General features: G+C 60.8%; 15 protein-coding genes. 8 read left to right on the top strand and 7 right to left on the bottom strand.

Going from position 1 to position 14886, the window contains the following annotated elements:
• The first annotated feature begins 12 nt into the window (after positions 1 to 12).
• Genes V0U79_RS03410 through V0U79_RS03400 form a run of 3 tightly spaced genes read left to right on the top strand, consistent with a single transcriptional unit; the run spans position 13 to position 3668 of the window.
• Positions 13 to 1221, top strand: a complete 1209-nt coding sequence (locus tag V0U79_RS03410) for an acetyl-CoA C-acetyltransferase (RefSeq protein ID WP_330198064.1) — start codon at positions 13 to 15, stop codon at positions 1219 to 1221.
• Positions 1222 to 1226: 5 nt separating this feature from the next.
• Positions 1227 to 1475, top strand: coding sequence for a hypothetical protein (locus tag V0U79_RS03405; protein WP_330198063.1), 249 nt, complete (start codon positions 1227 to 1229; stop codon positions 1473 to 1475).
• A gap of 3 nt (positions 1476 to 1478) precedes the next feature.
• Positions 1479 to 3668, top strand: a complete 2190-nt coding sequence (locus V0U79_RS03400) for a 3-hydroxyacyl-CoA dehydrogenase NAD-binding domain-containing protein (RefSeq protein WP_330198062.1) — start codon at positions 1479 to 1481, stop codon at positions 3666 to 3668.
• Positions 3669 to 3811: 143 nt separating this feature from the next.
• Here V0U79_RS03400 and V0U79_RS03395 read toward each other — a convergent pair whose 3' ends face one another.
• The 3 genes from V0U79_RS03395 to V0U79_RS03385 all read right to left on the bottom strand — a co-directional run bounded on the left by V0U79_RS03395 (position 3812) and on the right by V0U79_RS03385 (position 6033).
• Complete coding sequence (locus V0U79_RS03395) at positions 3812 to 4267, bottom strand: hypothetical protein (protein WP_330198061.1); 456 nt, start codon at positions 4265 to 4267, stop codon at positions 3812 to 3814.
• Positions 4268 to 4396: 129 nt separating this feature from the next.
• Positions 4397 to 4777, bottom strand: a complete 381-nt coding sequence (locus tag V0U79_RS03390) for an endonuclease domain-containing protein (RefSeq protein ID WP_330198060.1) — start codon at positions 4775 to 4777, stop codon at positions 4397 to 4399.
• A 659-nt stretch (positions 4778 to 5436) separates the two neighbouring features.
• Entirely contained in the window at positions 5437 to 6033 is a 597-nt protein-coding gene (locus V0U79_RS03385) for a hypothetical protein (RefSeq protein WP_330198059.1), read from the bottom strand.
• A gap of 239 nt (positions 6034 to 6272) precedes the next feature.
• Here V0U79_RS03385 and V0U79_RS03380 point away from each other — a divergent pair, with 239 nt between their 5' ends.
• Both V0U79_RS03380 and V0U79_RS03375 read left to right on the top strand, forming a co-directional pair.
• Entirely contained in the window at positions 6273 to 7109 is an 837-nt protein-coding gene (locus tag V0U79_RS03380; protein WP_330198058.1) for a class I SAM-dependent methyltransferase, read from the top strand.
• Positions 7110 to 7172: 63 nt separating this feature from the next.
• Positions 7173 to 8675, top strand: a complete 1503-nt coding sequence (locus V0U79_RS03375) for an amidohydrolase family protein (RefSeq protein WP_330198057.1) — start codon at positions 7173 to 7175, stop codon at positions 8673 to 8675.
• Here V0U79_RS03375 and V0U79_RS03370 read toward each other — a convergent pair.
• On the bottom strand, positions 8672 to 9448 hold the full coding sequence (locus tag V0U79_RS03370; protein WP_330198056.1) for a DODA-type extradiol aromatic ring-opening family dioxygenase: 777 nt from the start codon (positions 9446 to 9448) through the stop codon (positions 8672 to 8674). The two genes, V0U79_RS03375 and V0U79_RS03370, sit on opposite strands and share 4 nt — an antisense overlap.
• An 89-nt stretch (positions 9449 to 9537) precedes the next feature.
• Here V0U79_RS03370 and V0U79_RS03365 point away from each other — a divergent pair, with 89 nt between their 5' ends.
• Positions 9538 to 10428: a LysR family transcriptional regulator gene (locus V0U79_RS03365; protein ID WP_330198055.1), complete on the top strand. Its 891-nt coding sequence runs from the start codon at positions 9538 to 9540 to the stop codon at positions 10426 to 10428.
• A 1-nt stretch (position 10429) separates the two neighbouring features.
• On the opposite strand, the gene V0U79_RS03360 is transcribed toward V0U79_RS03365, so the two are convergent.
• Complete coding sequence (locus tag V0U79_RS03360; protein WP_330198054.1) at positions 10430 to 11608, bottom strand: FAD-dependent oxidoreductase; 1179 nt, start codon at positions 11606 to 11608, stop codon at positions 10430 to 10432.
• 143 nt (positions 11609 to 11751) lie between these two features.
• Between V0U79_RS03360 and V0U79_RS03355 the strand changes: the two genes are divergently transcribed.
• The gene (locus V0U79_RS03355; protein WP_330198053.1) at positions 11752 to 12561 is read left to right on the top strand and encodes a hypothetical protein; all 810 of its coding nucleotides are present in this window, start codon (positions 11752 to 11754) and stop codon (positions 12559 to 12561) included.
• Positions 12562 to 12596: 35 nt separating this feature from the next.
• Positions 12597 to 13448, top strand: coding sequence for a tetratricopeptide repeat protein (locus V0U79_RS03350; RefSeq protein WP_330198052.1), 852 nt, complete (start codon positions 12597 to 12599; stop codon positions 13446 to 13448).
• Here V0U79_RS03350 and V0U79_RS03345 read toward each other — a convergent pair.
• Together V0U79_RS03345 and V0U79_RS03340 are read right to left on the bottom strand one after the other, a co-directional pair.
• Positions 13445 to 14362, bottom strand: a complete 918-nt coding sequence (locus V0U79_RS03345; RefSeq protein WP_330198051.1) for a thioesterase family protein — start codon at positions 14360 to 14362, stop codon at positions 13445 to 13447. The two genes, V0U79_RS03350 and V0U79_RS03345, sit on opposite strands and share 4 nt — an antisense overlap.
• 17 nt (positions 14363 to 14379) lie before the next feature.
• A complete protein-coding gene (locus V0U79_RS03340; protein WP_330198050.1) occupies positions 14380 to 14808 on the bottom strand; it encodes a transcriptional repressor in 429 nt (142 codons plus the stop codon).
• Between the last annotated feature and the right edge of the window lie 78 nt (positions 14809 to 14886).

The raw sequence follows: 14886 nt of genomic DNA, 5'->3' as shown, positions 1-14886 counted from the left end.
GGACAAACCGAAATGACCGAAGCTTATATCTACGACGCCCTGCGCACGCCGCGCGGCAAGGGCAAGAAGAATGGCAGCCTGCACGAGATCACCGCGCTGCAGCTGGCTACGCAGGCCCTGCAGGCCGTGCGCGACCGCAACAATCTCGACACTGCGAACGTGGATGACGTCATCCTCGGCGTGGTCTCGCCGGTGGGCGAGCAGGGCTCCGACATTGCCCGCGCCGCGGTGATTAATGCCGGCTTCGCCGAAACGACGGCCGGTGTGCAGATCAACCGCTTCTGCGCCTCGGGCCTGGAAGCCACGAATATGGCCGCTGCGAAGGTGATGTCGGGTGAAGCCGACATGGCGATCGGCGGCGGTGTGGAATCCATGAGCCGCGTGCCGATGGGTTCCGATGGCGGTGCCATGGTTGCCGATCCGGAAATGGCGTTCGACCATTACTTCGTCCCGCAGGGCGTGGGCGCAGACCTGATCGCCACGTTGGGCGGCTATTCGCGCGATGATGTCGATGCCTATGCGGTGGAAAGCCAGCGCCGCGCCGGCAAGGCGTGGGAAGAGCGCCGCTTCGATAAATCCATCGTGCCGGTGAAGAACCAGCTGGGCCTGACCCAGCTCGACCATGACGAGCTGATGCGTCCGCAGACCGACATGCAATCGCTGGCCTCGCTGAACCCGGCCTTCAAGGATCTCTCGGCCTTTGTCGGCTTCGATGCAGTCGCAATCCAGAAATACCCGCAGGTGGAGAAGATCAATTTCGTCCACCATGCGGGCAATTCCTCGGGCATTGTGGATGGCGCAGCCGCCATTCTCGTCGGCTCGAAGGAGATGGGCGAAAAGCTGGGCCTGAAGCCGCGCGCGCGGATCCGGGCAATGGCGTCGATCGGGTCTGAACCGACCATCATGCTGACCGGCCCGGCTCCGTCGGCCAAGAAGGCGCTGGCCAAGGCCGGCATGAGCGCGTCCGACATCGATCTCTACGAGATGAACGAGGCGTTCGCTTCCGTTGTCCTGCGCTTCATGGACGATATGGGCATCCCGCACGACAAGACGAACGTCAATGGCGGCGCGATTGCCATGGGTCACCCGCTGGGTGCGACCGGTGCGATGATCCTCGGCACGCTGCTCGACGAGCTGGAGCGCACGGGCCAGTCCACCGGCCTCGCCACGCTGTGCGTCGGCGGCGGCATGGGCACAGCCACGATCATCGAGCGGGTCTAGGCCTGATGTCCGATAAAGACGCGAAAAAGCAGGAAACCGAGGCGGCCCTGCTGAAGGGCCTGCCTTTCGGTCTCGCCATCGGAATGGGCATCGGTGTCGCCATTGGTGTCGGCACCGACAATCTGCCCGTCGGGATCGGTGTCGGAACAGCCCTCGGTTTCGGTTTCGCGCTCTCACTCGGACAAGCCATGATCTCGGAAGACAAGAAGAAACAAGACAAGCCGGACGAAACACCTTCCGGCGATGGAGACTGATCCATGAACCATTTCAAGTTTGAACTCGACGCTGACGGCATTGCGCTGATCATTTTCGACAGCCCGAATGTCTCGATGAATGTTCTGTCCGCCGGCGTGATGGCCGAGCTGGGCGAACTGGTCGAGAAAATCTCGTCCGACGACGCCATCAAGGGCGCCGTCATCACCTCCGGCAAGAAGGCGTTCTGCGCCGGGGCCGACCTTTCCGAGCTGGGCGGCGGCATGGCGGATCTCGCCAACATGTCGGAAGAAGAAGCCAAGCAGACCCTGTTTGACGTGGCCTTCCGCCTGAACGCGCAACTGCGCCAGCTGGAAACCTGCGGCAAGCCGATCGCGGCCGCCATCAATGGACTGGCGCTGGGCGGCGGGTTCGAGGTCACGCTGGCCTGTCATTACCGCGTCATGGCGACCGATACCGGCGCCAAGCTGGGCCTGCCGGAAGCCATGGTGGGCGTCCTGCCGGGCGGTGGCGGCACGCAGCGCCTGCCGCGCCTGGTCGGTGTGATGAATGCCGCACCAATCATGCTGCAAGGCAAGCAGCTGGATGCCAACAAGGCCAAGGAACAGGGCGTGGTGCACGAGATCGCCCCGCTGGCCGACATCGTCGCCAAGGCCAAGGAACTGGTGAAGGCCGACCCGATGGGGGCCAAGCAGCCCTGGGACCAGGACAAATTCAAGATCCCGGGCGGCGCGGTCTATACGCCCGGCGGCATGCAGACGTTTGGAGCCGCCAGCCCGATGCTGCGCAAGGAAACCTACGGGAATTACCCGGCCCAGCGCTATATCCTGTCGTGCGTCTATGAAGGCCTGCAGGTGCCGATTGATGCCGGTCTGCGCATTGAGAGCCGGTATTTCACCAAGCTGCTGATGCGGCCGGAAAGCCGCAACATGATCCGCTCGATCTTTCTGTCCAAGCAGGCGCTGGACAAGGGCGGGGCGCGTCCCGCCGGCACGCAGCGCGAGGATCTGAAGAAGATCGCCGTCATCGGTGCGGGCTTCATGGGCGCAGGCATTGCCACCGTCTCGGCGCAGGCCGGGCTGGAAGTGGTGTTGATCGACGTCAACCAGGAAGGCGCCGACAAGGGCAAGCAGCACGCCATTGATCACTTCGCCAAAGGCGTTTCCCGCGGCAAGCTCTCCCAGGAGAAAGCCGACGGTATGGCCGCGCTGATCACGGCGACGACGGATTATTCCCTGCTGAAGGATTGCGAGCTGGTCATCGAGGCCGTGTTCGAGAACTCCGAGCTGAAGCACAAGATCACCAAAATGGCCGAGGAACATATGGCTGAGGATGCGATCTTCGGGTCCAACACCTCGACCATTCCGATCACCTCGCTGTCGGAAGCCTCTTCGCGTCCGGCGAATTTCTGCGGCATCCATTTCTTCTCGCCGGTCGAGAAGATGATGCTGGTGGAAGTGATTGTCGGCGACAAATCCGGTGACCGGGCGATTTCCCGCGCCATCGATTTTGTCACCAGGATCAAGAAGACGCCGATCGTCGTGTCCGACACGCGCGGCTTTTATTGCAATCGCTGCGTGATGCGCTTTGCCCAGCAGGGTCTCGACATGTTGTCGGAAGGCTATGCCCCGGCGCTGATCGAAAACGGTGCGCGCATGGCCGGCATGCCGATGGGCCCGATGGAGCTGACCGACATGACCGCGGTCGACCTGGCCTGGAAGATCCAGCAGCAGACCAAGAAAGACCTTGGCGACGCCTATGTGCCGGGCAAGGGCGATCCGATCATCGAGAAACTCTATGCCGAGGGCCGCTATGGCCGGAAGACCGGCAAGGGCTTCTATGATTATGGCGAGGATCGCTCGAAGAAGCTTTGGCCGGAGCTGAACCAGTTCGCCGTGGACGGTCTGAAATCGGTCCAGCCGGACGTGCAGGAAGTGAAAGACCGCATCCTCTATGCCCAGGCCATCGAAGCGGCCCGCTGCATGGAAGAAGGCGTGGTGAAGGATCCGCGCGAAGCCGATGTCGGCTCGATCCTGGCCTGGGGCTTTGCGCCCTATACCGGCGGGGTCTTGTCCTTCATCGACACGATCGGGGCGAAGACATTTGTCGAGAATGCCGACAAGATGGCGGAAGCCTTCGGCGATCCGTTCCAGGTGCCGGACCTCCTGCGTGACATGGCCGCCAAGGGCGACACTTTCTACAAGCGCTTCGGCGGGGAAAAGAAGGCGGCTTAAAGCTGCGTGCTTCGAGGCCCGGCGTCCGCCGGGCACCTCAGCATGAGGTAGGTTTGGCTAATAATGCACCTCATCCTGAGGTGCGAGCGAAGTGAGCCTCGAAGGATCATTGTTAAAGCCGGGCGGGCAACCGCCCGGTTTTTCTATTCCGACGGCTCGATGCGACCTTTTTCGCCGGGCTTCCGCCGCGCGCGTCCGTAATCATCGATTTCCCAGACGCGTTCGCCATAGCCAGCATATTCGTCGCTTGACGTGTTGCCGTTCTTATCGGTGACGGTGACAATAAAGCCCGAGCCGCCCGGCCCGCTGAAGAAGCAGACTTTCAGTCCGGCGAAGTCAGCACGCTGAAGGCCGTGTCTGTCGCATAGATGCTGCAGCCCCTTCGATACGAACACATCTATATAAGTCTCGAGCGGAGGGGACGGCTTTATCCCGGAGACCGTGCCGCTAAGAAAATCGATCTCCAAGAAATCGCCGTCAGCTTTCCTTATTTCGGCGTATGGAACGTCATCAAGGTATTGCCCCACCATCATTCCGATGCCGCTGGCAAAGGAGGCCGCCAGATTGTGGCCGACGGATTTGAGTTCGCCGAATTTCATGAGCGGAAACTGGTCGAGAATCGAGTGTTTGCCCAGCCCCCCTCGTCGCTTTCCCCGCTTTCGCGGGGATAGGCGCGACACTCCCCCCGTAAACGGGGGAGAAAGAGGTGAGAGGGTTTCCTCCCCCGTTTACGGGGGAGGGGGACCACGCAGTGGTGGAGGGGGGAGGTGCGCCGCTATCCCTTCCAGAACGCCGTTGAGGTTTTCGTAGATGTCCGGGTTGGTCGCCCTGTAGACGAACCAGCCATGCTTCCGGAGAAAGCGCGTTCGCCGTCGGTCATAAGCGACTTCATCCGGTGTTGAGTGAGTGGCGCCGTCTACTTCAACCACCAACCGCGCCTGGATGCAGGCAAAGTCCACGATGTAAGGGCCAATCGGGTGCTGACGGCGGAATTTTTGCCCATTCAGGCCGCCGCGGCGAAGCCGGGACCAGAGAATGGTTTCGGCATTGGTCAGATTGTTTCGTAGCCTTTTGGCGAATGCTCGGGATCTTTGTTCGCTTTTCCGCATGCCCCCCTCGTCGCTTTCCCCGCTTTCGCGGGGATAGGCGCGACACTCCCCCCGTAAACGGGGGGAGAAATAGCAAGCAGCCAATTACGTATCAACTAAAAGTAGATTTCTCTTTCCTCCCTGCGAGGGCGGAGCGCCCGAGGGTGAGGGGGCAAAAAATCGCACTCTCTAGCCACCCGGAAAATCGTCCGTATTTGGACTTTTCCACCAAAAGCGATTCGTTATCCACACGAATCGAATGGGCTTTTATTGACCCGAACCCGGTTCGGTCGTTTCATCCAGTCATCGGAACACACCGGGGCAGGCCCCACCAGGCAAGTCAACGGAAACCGATCCCTCCAACTGGTCGCGCGGTTGACCGCGAACCGGAGAAGAGGGGCTCTCGAAACGAAGCGAAAGCAACGTGGAAGAGGGCAGCTCTCAAAAGGCAGGGCCGTCAAAAGCCAGGCCGGAAAGAGCAGCTCCGAAAGCGAAGCGAACAGCAACGCCAGTAAGAGCATCCCGGTACACCCACCGGGACTGCAAAGGGGAAAAGCCTCACGGCAGATCCCCCCGCGCCGCCGCCCGCCGCTGAACTCGAAAGAGGGAAAGAGACGGGCGGTTGGTGTGTTTGGCTTCCTGACATTGCTGATCTGATCGCGCAGCGTGAGGCCGCGCGTCTAGTCGTCCTCGTTTTCCGCTTTCAGCACCTTGCGCTGTTCCTGAAGGCTGTCCGGATAGGAAGCGACGTCGCCATATTCCAGGAAGGCATTATAGCGCTTGTGGGCGCCCTTCACCCGTTCTGCATGCTTGATCGGGCACCAGTATTGTTCGGTCCGCGAGGCGATTTCCTGGACATAGGCGAGGACGCCATTGGCGTAGGCGCAATAGGTGCAATTGATCTTCTGCAACACATTCAGATAGGCGAGGCGGTGGCGGTCGAAGACCACATATTCGCGGCGTTTGACCTGCCGGATGCCATAAACGCGGAAACAGACGGCCTGGAAGGCGCTGGCGAAAATATCCAGCAGGATCAACGGGATGGTGACGGCGTAAATGAAAGGCGAGGTGAGGATTTCCCAGAAGCCCGAGGTCGCGAAAAAGCGCCCGGCACTGATCTTCAGCTTGCGCTGGCGTTCCTTGACCTCGCGGCTGAAAACGGCCCGGCCATGTGACCATTTGTATTCGAGGTCGCGGCGCCGCTCGATCAGCTTTTCTTCCAGTTCGGCTTCCAGATCGCGGATTTTCGCTACCAGCTCGTTGATGTCGCGTTTCATGCTTGGCCTTCCTGCGCTGAGTCCCTTCAGATTATGGCACGCGGCGCGGCGGGCAGCCATCGCTAACGGATTGTCCGTACCGCAAGTATCGGGTGGTAGACTGCGCGCTGGCTGCTGATGATGAGCCGTTCGACCTACCCTGCTCACCGCCCTGTGATGGGCAGGATCGTAGGAGTAGTAGTAGGAGACGAAACAGAAAAACCGTCGGAGTCCTGTCCACGGGATTGGTCGAGGATAAAATGAGCCAGCAAGCCCTTCCGGAAGACGACTACATCATCGGTGCCAGCCAGCGGGAGGTCTCCCGGCTGGGCCAGCAGCACGCGATCTGGCGCGAACGGGCGCTGGCCGCCTGGCGCCGGGCGGGGCTGAAGCCAGGGATGAGCGTGCTCGACATGGGGTGCGGGCCGGGTCATGCCAGCTTCGATCTCGCCCAGCTGGTCGGCCCGTCCGGCGAGGTGATCGCGGTCGACCAGTCCGAGCTCTTTCTCGAAGCCGTGGAGGCAGGCGCGCGGGCACGGGGCCTGACGAATATCCGTACCATGAAGGCCGATCTGGCCGAGTTCGAACTGCCGGCCAAAGCTGTCGATTTCATCTGGACGCGCTGGGTGATGTCCTTCCTGTCGGCACCGCAGGATCTGATCACCCGGCTGGGCCCGGCCTTGCGTCCGGGCGGGGTGTTCGTGGCGCATGAATATGGTGATTACACCACGTTCGGACTTCATCCGCGGCACGAGACGCTCGACCGGTTTATTGATGCGGTTCAGGCCAGCTGGCGCGCTTTTGGCGGCGAGCCCGATATCGCCAAGCAGCTGCCGGAAATCTGCGCCTCTGTGGGGTGGAAAACCGAATACATGACGCCCCATGTATTCACCACGCGGCCGGGGGAAATGGTGTGGGAATGGCCGATCGGCTGGCTGAAATCGGACGGCATCGACCGGCTGGTCGAACTGGGATTCTTCAGCGCCGAAGATGCGGAGCGCTTCCACGCCTTCGTTGATGAGCGCTGCGCCGACCCGATGAGTATTCTCACCACGCCGATGGTCATCGAGGTGATCGCCCGGAAGGGAACGGATTAATCCGATTTCATTTATTGAATTTATCCCGGGCGCCTAGTCTCTCCTGAAAAAGGGGAGAACGTAATGAGCGACTGGTTCCGATCCGACGACAAGGCTAGGGCAAGGCTGGCCGGCGAAACCGAAGCCGGACTGCCGATCCCGACGCGGATCATGTCGAACGGCGAATATTCGCCGCTGCCGCAAACGGTGGCACAAAGGCGGGTCGAGGCCTCGCTGCTGGATATCGCCGAGCATTGGGCATCCAAACTGTCCATGGACCGGCGGAGCTTCCTGAAATCCAGCTTCGGATTGGCAGCTGCCTTCACCGCGCTGAACTCGGTTTTCGGGCCAAGCTATGCTGTCGCGCAGGACGAGATGGCGGATGCCGGAGCCGCCGCGGACTGGGCTGCGCGCCATGCCGACCAGTTTATCTTCGACGGGCATCTGCACTTCGTGCATGAGGATTACGATTGGCCGGGGATTCTGGGCTTCCGGAATGCGGCGAGAATGATGCAGGCAGACGGAATTCCCCAGCGCGATCCCGGTTTCGAAGACGTGAAATTCCTCAACTTCGTGAAGGAAGTCTATTTCGATTCCGACACCAGTGTGGGGATCATATCGACCGCCACATCCGATGATCCGGCCCGGCGATTTCTCTCCAATGAGCAGATCGCACGCGATGTCGAACGCCTGAATACGGCCGCCGGTTCCAGGCGGCTGATGGGGCATGCGGCTTTCCATCCGGGCGCGGAAAACTGGTGGGAAGCGCTGGAAGAAGCGATCGAAATCCACCGCCCGATTTCGTGGAAGGGCTATACAGTGGGCGATCCTCTGTCGCCGACATCGGTTGCGCCCTGGCGACTGGACGATGAGGACCTCGTCTATCCGGCCTTCGAGCGCATGGTCGAGGCAGGCATCACCAATGTCTGCATCCACAAGGGGCTAATGCCGGCCGATTATACCACGCGGATGCCGGATCTCTGGCCGTATGCGACCGTGAATGATGTCGGCAAGGCGGCGCAGGACTGGCCGCAGCTGAATTTCATTATCTATCACGCGGCCCTGCGCCCGGTTGTGATGTTCGATCCCGGTTTCGTCCAGAACTTCGAGGACACTGGCCGCATGGAATGGGCGAGCGAGCTTGCCGATATTCCCGCGCAGTACGGCGTATCGAACGTGTATGCCGATGTTGGCACCAGCTTTGGCCAGGGTGCAATCACCCAGCCGCGCCTTGCAGCGGCTCTGATGTCGATCCTGGTGCGCGGACTGGGTGCCGATCACGTGCTTTGGGGGACGGATGCCGTCTGGTGGGGAGCGCCGCAATGGCAGATCGAGGCCTTCCGCCGGATCGAGGTGCCCGACGATTTGCAGGAACGCTTTGGACTGCCGCCGCTGGGGCCATCAGACGGTGACACCAAGCGCCGGATTTTTGGGCTGAACTCGGCTGATATCTACGGTTTCTCTGATGCTGAGCGCACCGTGGCCCACTATGCCCGGGACCGCCTGTCCCAACACAAGGCCGAATACCGTCGCGAAGGCGCCGATCCGTCCAATGCCTACTACGGGTTCATTACCGACGAGGACTAATGCGGACGGAATGACCAGACATCCATGGCCAGCGCGCCATGGGTCCAGCTCTGATGCAGTTGATGCGGCGAATGACCGGCGGCCTCTGCTGCGATCAAGGGCTCGAAATGCTCGGGCGTCGGGTGATTTCTGTGCGCGAAAGGCAGGGTATGCCAGTTCGCCAATGCCTCCCTGTCTCCGGCCAGTAGCGCCTGCCGTATCGTGCCGGCGAAAATGTCGGCTTCCTCGAGAACCGGTGCATTTTCCGGCGCACCGATGGAGTCTTGGAGGGAATGGGTCAGCGAACCGGAAAAGATGACCCGGTGACCGTCTTCTGCAAACCGGCCAAGCGTCTCGCCCAGACGCGTCAGCTGGTCGCCGTTGGCATCCGGCGCAGGAAGTGAGACCTGGATAACGGGGTGTGCAGCTCGCGGCGTTATCAATGCCATTGGCACCCAGACGCCGTGATCGAAGCCGCGGTCAGGATCTTCCCGAGCCGCAAGGCCTGCAGCGTTGAGCGCTTCAACAATCTGCCTGGCAAGAGCGGGATTGCCCGGCGCAGCGTACTCGAAACGCGCGAGATCATCGCCGAAGCCCCGAAAATCATGGATGGTCCTCGGCGCGGCGGAGGCGGTGACACCGATCGGCGATTGTTGCCAGTGCGCCGAGACGATGATCCAGGCTTTCGGTGGGTCGAGTTCCGCGCCGAGGGCGCTCAAGAATGCTTTCGCGTCCGACTGACCTGTCAGCAGGCTAGGCGCGCCATGAGAAAGGAAAAGGATCGGGTAATTCATCGGAGACTCCATCAATGCCTGCAAGATGGAGTGTTGAATGTTCGGAATAAACGGCTAAATTTGAAGATCACTATTTCCGGAGAGGAAATATGGATCGCATCGATACGCTCCGCCTGTTTGTTTCAGTGGCCGAATTGGGCAGCTTCACCAAAGCCGCTGAACGCGAAGGCATGACGCCGGGGGCTGCTTCCAAGCAGATCACTGCGCTCGAAATCCGGTTGCAGGCCAGACTGCTCGAGCGGACGACGCGGTCTGTCCGCCTGACCGATGCCGGTGAGGCCTTGCTGGAGCGGATCCGGCCCTGGCTCAATGAGTTCGAGGTGATCGAGGAAGGTTTCGCCGAGGAGACTGCGGCGCCCGCAGGTGTGTTGAGGGTGTCGGCTCCGGTCGATTTCGGTGCACACATCCTGATGCCGGCGATCACAAAATTCATGCAGCACTGGCCTGCGCTGGACGTGCGGCTATCGCTGGCCGATCGCATGGTTGATCTGGTGGATGAAGGCTTTGATGTGGCTGTCCGGATCGGGCATCTGGCCGATTCCAGCCTGATTGCCAAACGCCTTGCCCCGGCCTGTATGTCGCTGGTGGCCTCGCCTGATTATCTCGGTGCCGCCGGTTCGCCGTTGGAACCGTCTGATCTTTCCGGCCATGATTGCATCATCGATCGCAACAAGCCGGCATCACAGCTCTGGAAGTTCGAGAAAGACGGCAGGAGCGAAGAGGTGAAGGTGTCGGGGCGGTTGACGCTCAATGGAGCGACCGCGGCCATCGAGGCTGCGGCCCAGGGCGCCGGTATCGCCTGCAGCCCCAGCTGGGCAGCGCGGGAGGCATTGTCGGCCGGGCGCGTCGTATCGGTTCTGCCGGGATGGGAAGCGGATCATCGAGATCTCTGGGCGGTCTATCCGTCCAGCCGTTATCTGGCTCATCGGGTTCGGCTGTTCGTTGACCATCTGGCAGAGCATTTCAGGGACGGGCTCTAGGCTACCAGAACCAGCGGCCACGACCGACCAGAGTCCAGGTCATCAGATTGCGGATGCCGGGCAGACGACAGACCAGCCCGAAGAAAAGGTCCCGCAAGCTGCCCAGAAAGTCCGAATCCCCCTGGAAGACCGGTGTGAGCGCCCAGGACATCCAGCTGTAATACCGCAAGACAGGCCGCCGCTTTCCTGTGTAGGCAACAAAAGCCCTCGCAGGTGCCTGTTCCTTGAGTTCAGCGGCCAGTGCGAGCCCGTCGCAGATGGCCATGTTGGCGCCCTGTCCCAATTGCGGACTGGCACCGTGGGCGGCGTCGCCGATCAGGATAACCTTGCCATCATGCCAGCGCGGGCACCGGACATCGCGATAGGCTGCGGCGGCGAAGCTTTCCAGCGAGCCAAGACCGTCGAGCAAGCTGGCGGCTTCTGGCCAGTAGCGATCAACATCGCTGTAAAACGGTACAAAACCGGCCTCGCGCCAATCGTCGAACCGGGATGTGTGGAGTGACCAGAAGAAGCTGACACAGTTCGGGCCGTCCGGATCGACGGGGTTCTCGCCGGCAGGCAGAACGCCAATCATGATCCGCGTTCCGGCATAGATTTGTGCCAGCCAGCGCTGATCGTGCCATTCGCCGCTTGTATCCGGTCGGATTGTCCAGACAGCGCCCCAGGGATAGACGGGATCGCGGGCATCAGGGCAGATTTGCCGGCGCAGGTTGGAATGGGCGCCGTCGGAAACGATAACCGCATCGAAGCCATCAATGACTGCGCCCCCGACTTCGAGACGAGGCGTTTCCGGATCCGTAATGGCCGTTACCTCGCGCCCGGTCTGCAAAGTGACGCCCTCTCCAGTCATCGCCTTGTAGAGCGCGTCGAACAGGGTGGCGCGGTGAATGCCGATGCCGATATCGCCCTTACGGCCGAACTGATAGCGTAGATCCATGATCAGACGGCCCGCCGGCGTGTGGCCCTTCAAGCCGTCGATCTCGGCTCCTCGCGCGAGGATTTCATCGCGCAGGCCCAGCTGGCTCAATGCTTCAAGGCCCGTGGGTTGAAGCAACAGACCAGCGCCCAGAGGCCGGGCTCGCTCGAACGTTTCGAAGACGGTGACATCATGACCATCGCGCGCCAGCTGGGTGGCGCTGGCCATGCCGCCAATTCCGCAACCGATGACCGCCAGACGCATGCTCGCTCAGCCCCCACCGTACAGCCAGCGCAACGGGTGCGGCAGACCCCGACTTCCCGTTTGGCGAGATGATTGATGCATTGGGCAGGGCTTCATGGCAGTATCGTTCCGGATATGGGGACTATCGCGCAGGGGAGCGTAAAATGGAACGAATTCTCTTGGTATTATTTGTCGCGGTCGGTGTGACGGCCTGCGCGACCACGAGTCCCGGCGGCGGGCTGGCCAGCAGTGCCTTCGATTACGAGCCAACGCGAAGCAATGAACTGCCGGATAGTCATTTCAGTTATGAGATGGAAGGCGATGCAGGCTGGAGCGGATCGATGGTCTATGAGACCAGCGGCAGCGGTATCGACGTCGACTTTTCCTTTTCTGGCGAGGGTGGGGCACAGAGTGCAAACCTGGAAATGGAAGAGCCCTATCTGAACGGTGGTGTGCGCCGGTTTACCGGCCAGACGCCGGATGGTGAGGATGTATTTGTGATGCTGCAGGCTGGCCCCTGCAGTGATGGCAACCACAGCTATTTCGCGACTCTGGTCATCGGCAGCGACCGTTTCAGTGGCTGCGCGTCAGAGAATGCGGTCAATGATCGCTGGTCGAACTATCTTTCTGACTGGATGCCGGCAATTGACCTTTGTGTGGCCGAACTCCGAAATGAGGCCGAGCACGTGACCTTTGCCTATTCAACCGCCAGCGGAACGGCGGTTCGAATGGCCGATCATTCCGGCAATCGCTGGGAATGCATCACGGTCAACGATCAACGCGTGAATGCCATTCTTCCCCTGAGCGCCGTGGATGTGAGGCTGGGTGAGTCGGATCCGATTTTTGTGCGGTCCCAAATGCCGGCTCGCGGCGATGCCTGTTTCATCTACGAGTCCGTCCGCGATGCTGATGGTGTGCTGATCGGCGCATTCGGATACGATTCCTGCGCCGGCCCGAGAGCGCCCGTCAGTTAGGCTTTCATTAACCGGCGCGGCTCACCTCGTTGAGCATGCGCCGGTTCACCATTTTCCTTCCAGTTTTCCTTGCTGGCACTGCCTCAGCGGCTGCTGATCTGGTTGATGTGCGAGAGCTCGGAAATGGTCATGAGCCCGATATCTTCATCGGTTTCGATGTGGGCCCTGAGATTCTCGCGTCGAGGGTCGATGGCCGTGTGATCGAGCTGGATGTGATGGCGGCAATCGATCATCCGCGGCGGATAGAACCGGCCCGCAGCCGATGGATATCGTCTATCGAAACCCTGGCAATTGAGGGCCACCAGACCATCCGCCTGGAGCTTGTCGAGGGTGCTGACGCTGTTGAGGTGGTTCGGACTGAAACCGGTTTGCGTCTGAGCTGGGCGCCGGTTGCGGCTGAAGGTGACTGGCCTGCCATGCCTGAAAACCCGGTGGTCGAAGACGATATGCCGGCCATGGCATCCGGCGATACTGTCGTCCCAGCCGAGGCGGAAATAGCCGATAGCGCCGATGCGGATACGCCGGTCCTGACACAGTCCGGGGCTGCCGCGCATGAGGACGCGGTTCAGGAAAGCGGTGCAAGTGCCGATGAATGCGTGACGGCTGCCGCGGCGCTGGAAGTCGATTCCTGGGATATTGATGCGCTGACGGTTTCCGCGAGTTGCCGTATTGCGGCCGGCGACACCGATGACGCCATTGTTATGCTGGAGCGGGTCATCGCATTCGAGCCTGGCCGGTTCGAGGCAGTGATCGCGCTGGCCGAGGCCAATGAGGCGGTCGGCAACGTCGAGAACGCCCGCCTGCTTTACGAACAGGCGGCAATGGTCGCTGCTACGGATGGGCAGGCTGTAGCGGCACGTGCGCGGGCACGCCAACTGACAAACTAAAGTCTTAGTTCTTTACGGATTTCGTTCTGGAAAGCGGCGAGGGTTGCATCGTCTGCCTTGACCAGTTTTCTGGCCTTGAGGTCCATGATGGCTGCGACACCTTCCATCGACCAGAGCAGGCGGCCATTCCGATCGAAGACCCAGTGGACGATCTTCCGGACATTCCTGTCAGCAGAGCGCAGGCCGGTTCGGATAGTGTAGCCTTCACCAGATTGTGGCCAGCGGCGAATGGCAATTCTTCCCTCCAGAAGAGCGCCGCCGACAGTCCCACCGGCGCCCGCATGGTCCTTGAACTGCTCCGGAAAAGCAGCGGCATAGTTGGCGACGGAGTTGGAGACCTTGCCCTGCAGGTGCTCGGGCATCATCAGCCCGGTGAAGTCGCAATCTTCCGGGTTGATACGGCCGCGGCCGATCTCGGCAAGGCCCAATTGGTCTGCGTCGGCCAATCGAATGCCACGGGACGGGTTTTCATCTGTCAGACTGCGCGTATTGGCGATTTCCGGTAGCTGTGTTCGCAAGCCTTCGAGCGCCGATGCAGCCCGTTGTGGCCAATTGAAGGCGCCGCCGCCAGCGGGCAGACAATGATCAATCGTCATCCTGAAAACCGCCGCGACTTTGCCACTTGCTGAATGATGGACAATCAAGACGATGTCCGCACATTCCGGCGTGATTTGGGTCACGCCGCCGGTAATGAATATCGGCGCACCCGGGCGCAATTCTGCCAGATAACGGACCGTGATGTCTGATGGCCGCAAAGTCGACGTCGCGCTTGGCTGGAAAGCGTCCGGCATGCCGATACGGTCGGCGAGGTCACCGACTGCTTCCCAGGCCTTGGCCAGGTAAAAGCGGACATTGAGATGGCCGAGCTCGTCACATTCCCATGCGTTGGCACAGCCACGCCAGAGCTCGATCATGATGGGCCCCGATCCGGTTAGCGGCAGTTGGAGCAAATACCGTAATGCTCGACCACTGAACGGTCGGTTACGAAGCCGTCCGGGGCATTCTGGGGCTCCGGGATGCCATGGCGTTCGGAAACATCGCCGCAGACCTTGCAGATGTAGAGTTCGGCGCCGCTCTTATCGTGGCAATGCGCACAGGCAATGTAGGCGTTCAAGGCTTCGACCTTGTGCGCCAGTCCCACTTCCATAAGGAAGTCGAGCGAGCGGTAGACTGTGGGCGGCTTGGCCGACTTGTCGGAGGATTTCATCCTGTCCAGCAGATCATAGGCCTTCACCGGTTCACCCGCCTCAACGAGCAAAGCCAGTACATTACGACGCAAGGGCGTCATCCTTACACCCCTGCTGGCGCAATGCGTGTCCGCGTGATGAAGCGCGGCGGAGATGGAATCAGTATGGGTCATCTTGCGAAGATTTAATCCAATCCGGCTGCAGAAAGCGAGCCTCCGATCTTGCACGTCTCGTTATGTTATAATATCACA

The sequence above is a fragment of the Hyphobacterium lacteum genome (assembly GCF_036330345.1).
Classification (GTDB): domain Bacteria; phylum Pseudomonadota; class Alphaproteobacteria; order Caulobacterales; family Maricaulaceae; genus Hyphobacterium; species Hyphobacterium lacteum.
This window is presented reverse-complemented; position numbering and strand designations above follow the sequence as displayed.

What these genes read in the sequence shown, in the direction of transcription:
- V0U79_RS03340 (WP_330198050.1), bottom strand. Translation starts at nt 14,808, where the DNA reads ATGACCCATACTGATTCCATCTCCGCCGCGCTTCATCACGCGGACACG.
- V0U79_RS03390 (WP_330198060.1), bottom strand. Translation starts at nt 4,777, where the DNA reads ATGCGGAAAAGCGAACAAAGATCCCGAGCATTCGCCAAAAGGCTACGA.
- V0U79_RS03350 (WP_330198052.1), top strand. Translation starts at nt 12,597, where the DNA reads ATGCGCCGGTTCACCATTTTCCTTCCAGTTTTCCTTGCTGGCACTGCC.
- V0U79_RS03375 (WP_330198057.1), top strand. Translation starts at nt 7,173, where the DNA reads ATGAGCGACTGGTTCCGATCCGACGACAAGGCTAGGGCAAGGCTGGCC.
- V0U79_RS03365 (WP_330198055.1), top strand. Translation starts at nt 9,538, where the DNA reads ATGGATCGCATCGATACGCTCCGCCTGTTTGTTTCAGTGGCCGAATTG.
- V0U79_RS03360 (WP_330198054.1), bottom strand. Translation starts at nt 11,608, where the DNA reads ATGCGTCTGGCGGTCATCGGTTGCGGAATTGGCGGCATGGCCAGCGCC.
- V0U79_RS03355 (WP_330198053.1), top strand. Translation starts at nt 11,752, where the DNA reads ATGGAACGAATTCTCTTGGTATTATTTGTCGCGGTCGGTGTGACGGCC.
- V0U79_RS03405 (WP_330198063.1), top strand. Translation starts at nt 1,227, where the DNA reads ATGTCCGATAAAGACGCGAAAAAGCAGGAAACCGAGGCGGCCCTGCTG.
- V0U79_RS03410 (WP_330198064.1), top strand. Translation starts at nt 13, where the DNA reads ATGACCGAAGCTTATATCTACGACGCCCTGCGCACGCCGCGCGGCAAG.
- V0U79_RS03400 (WP_330198062.1), top strand. Translation starts at nt 1,479, where the DNA reads ATGAACCATTTCAAGTTTGAACTCGACGCTGACGGCATTGCGCTGATC.
- V0U79_RS03380 (WP_330198058.1), top strand. Translation starts at nt 6,273, where the DNA reads ATGAGCCAGCAAGCCCTTCCGGAAGACGACTACATCATCGGTGCCAGC.
- V0U79_RS03370 (WP_330198056.1), bottom strand. Translation starts at nt 9,448, where the DNA reads ATGAATTACCCGATCCTTTTCCTTTCTCATGGCGCGCCTAGCCTGCTG.
- V0U79_RS03385 (WP_330198059.1), bottom strand. Translation starts at nt 6,033, where the DNA reads ATGAAACGCGACATCAACGAGCTGGTAGCGAAAATCCGCGATCTGGAA.
- V0U79_RS03345 (WP_330198051.1), bottom strand. Translation starts at nt 14,362, where the DNA reads ATGATCGAGCTCTGGCGTGGCTGTGCCAACGCATGGGAATGTGACGAG.
- V0U79_RS03395 (WP_330198061.1), bottom strand. Translation starts at nt 4,267, where the DNA reads ATGAAATTCGGCGAACTCAAATCCGTCGGCCACAATCTGGCGGCCTCC.